This is a genomic window from Candidatus Babeliales bacterium (genome assembly GCA_035288105.1).
In the GTDB taxonomy this organism is placed as follows: Bacteria; Babelota; Babeliae; order Babelales; family Vermiphilaceae; genus SOIL31.
The window spans coordinates 1-2,885 of record DATEAY010000014.1; the positions used below are offsets into that span (position 1 = coordinate 1).

A 2,885-nucleotide genomic window follows, 5' to 3' on the forward strand; every position below is an offset into this window, starting at 1 on the left:
AGCTAGATAAGGAAAAAATAAAAGAATCTATTGCAGATGTGAAACGATGTAAAGATATACTGCCAATTAATGATGTTATTAGTAAAATCGCAGTTTATTTTAATATTAATACCAAGCGTGAGTTTATCACGAAAGTAGAGTAAAAATTAAATTTATAGACCGCAATACATTAAAAAACAATTGATTGCGGTTTTTTTGTGCCCAAGATTTATGTATACTCTGATTTAATTTTATATTAATGCGTTTGACATGTCTATACTGTTGAGGTAATATATAATTTATTAGTTATGTATACTCTAAGATAAATCTTATGGCTACCATACAAGCAAGAGCTTCAAGAGGTAATAAATATTGGTATATCGTTGAATCAAGAAGGGTTAACGGAAAACCGAGGCCTATTATGCTCGCGTATTTAGGGAAAGCAAACGATCTATTAAAACGCTTACAAAGCACAACCGACAAGATTAAATTAAAATCATACTCTCATGGCGCGATAGCAGCATTACTTAAAACCGCACAAGAATTGGATGTTTGTAACGTTATAAACAAACATATCGAGTCAAAAAGGAAAAATACCACAAAATATCCTATCAGAAATAATTTAACAGCAGGAGCAACTTTTTTGTTGGCAGCAATAGGTCGTCTTTGCATGCCGACAAGCAAAAGAGGGTTTTATGATTGGGCAAAAAATACATCATTAGAGTATTTATTAAGAACCAATCTAAGCAAACTTGATAGCCAACACTTTTGGGATTTAATGGATGCTCTTCCGGTTGAAAATATTGATGCTGTAGAGCAAGAGCTGTTAAAAAAAGTTTTTGAAACCTATAAGATCGACACTAGCAGTTTATTTTTTGATACAACTAATTTTTTTACATATATCCACACAACCAACGAGCATTGTACTATTGCAAAAAGAGGCAAAAACAAACAAAAAAGAGCTGACTTAAGGCAAATTGGGCTTGCTATGGTTGTAGCAAAAGAAAGCATGGTGCCGCTATTTCATTTAACATATGAAGGAAATAGACATGATTCTGTGATTTTTAGTTCAGTCATACACAAGCTAAAAGAAAGAATGGCTTTTTTAAATATGGACATTAAAAATCATACTGTAATATTTGATCGAGGTAACAACTCGAAGAAGAATCTAAACTTAATAAAAGCAGATGGGCTACACTATGTTGGTGCGCTGGTGCCATATCAACACAAAGAATTAGTAAACGAAGCTTTTAATAATCTTGGGGAGGCAGAAATTGCTGGAAATTTGTTGCACGTTTATAGAAGCAAGAAAAACATCTGGGATGAAGAGAGAACTGTAATTGTTTTTATATCTGATGGTCTTAAAGCTGGGCAAATTGGTTGGGTATACAACCTTCTTGATAAAGCCAAAAAAGAGCTTACGAGCTTACAAAGCGAGATCAATGAAAAACCACTAAAACAAAGAGACAAAGAAAAGCTTGAACAGAAAATAACAAGAATAACGCGAGATAAAAAAATCAGTGATCTAATAAGCTGGTCGCTTACGCATGACGAAGGAAAGTATCAGCTTAATTATTTAGTTGACCAAGAAAAGCTACAGGCTCTTGAAGATAAATTTGGAGTTAGAATCCTTATGACTGATCGCCATGATTGGAACACAGAAGAGATAATAAAAGCTTATCATGGACAAGCTTTTATTGAACAAGCATTTAAGAATTTAAAAAATCCTTATCACCTTGCCATCAGGCCTCAGTTTCATTGGACTGATCAAAAAATAAAAGTTCATTATTTTATTTGTGTTCTTGGATATCTATTAGCAACGCTTCTATGGAAGCAAGCAAAAGAAAAGATTAATTTTACCGGCACATTAGATAATTTTTTAGATTATTTAAATAATATAAGACTCGCTGTTATGCTTGAGACCGCAGAAGATGAAAAAAAGGGTTGTGTTAAAGCGATATACAAGCTCGAAGAAGCTTCTGAGGATGAAAATTTATTGATACAAGAATTTGCTATCGATAGATATCACATAGAAAGAAGAAAGTTGAGCGGTGTTGGTGTATACACATGAGAAATCGCTAGAAACCTTTGCAGACGGGCTTTGCGGAGAAATTCTGTCTATCGTCGTGATAAACTCACGCTAGTCGAGTACGAGTTTAATAAACTCGCTAGATTTGCCTGACGGTACAGGCAGTCCTATCTCATGTAGGACAACTCTTACAGCGACCTCTTGTCGCACCACACCCCTCGCCTAAACGACCTTTACATACACCTCAATAATTTAAAACATAAAAATAGCATGTAAAAATTATAAATTTTGCCAAATGTAAAATAAAAATACCGTTACTTAGCGTTGGCTTTGTTGCGGGAAGCCTTGATTTATCTGGCTCCCCGGGAAGGGATTGAACCGCCGACCAAGTGATTAACAGTTAAATTCAAAAAAAATATTACATACTTTTTCGGGAGGTTTAGTTGCCTTTATCTTTTTATTCATCACCAATAATTTCGCTCAACTTGTTTCCCCACTTATCCAGAGCTTCTTTCTTCTCTGCATCATAACTGTGTCTATCATAAATTGCAGTCACGCTGTTTTCTGAATGGTTAAGTATCTTACTGACAACAAGACGAGGGATGCCTATAGCAGTCATATGACTGGCGGCGGTACGCCGTAAATCGTGAGGCGTAAAATGCTTGAGATCTTTAAATTTATCGGCATTTTTTCTTACTGCATGATTTATTGCTTCTGATGTAATATGGTTATCGTCAATAGGCGAAGGAAATAACCACTTTGAATCATTAGAAATTAACTTTAGTTGTTGCAGTATATATAATGATAACCTTGATAAAGGTACTCGATGCACAGTACCATTTTTAGTTTTATGAGCTGGGATTGTCCACCAACCATT

General features: G+C 34.7%; 2 protein-coding genes. One reads left to right on the plus strand and one right to left on the minus strand.

Annotation, left to right across the window (positions count from 1 at the left end; all coding sequences use genetic code 11):
* Window positions 1–310: 310 nt before the first annotated feature.
* A complete protein-coding gene (locus VJJ26_00850) occupies window positions 311–2,050 on the plus strand; it encodes an IS1634 family transposase (protein ID HLC06710.1) in 1,740 nt (579 codons plus the stop codon).
* Between the two features lie 415 nt (window positions 2,051–2,465).
* On the opposite strand, the gene VJJ26_00855 is transcribed toward VJJ26_00850, so the two are convergent.
* A partial coding sequence (locus VJJ26_00855) for a site-specific integrase (GenBank protein ID HLC06711.1) occupies window positions 2,466–2,885 on the minus strand: 420 nt, incomplete at its 5' end.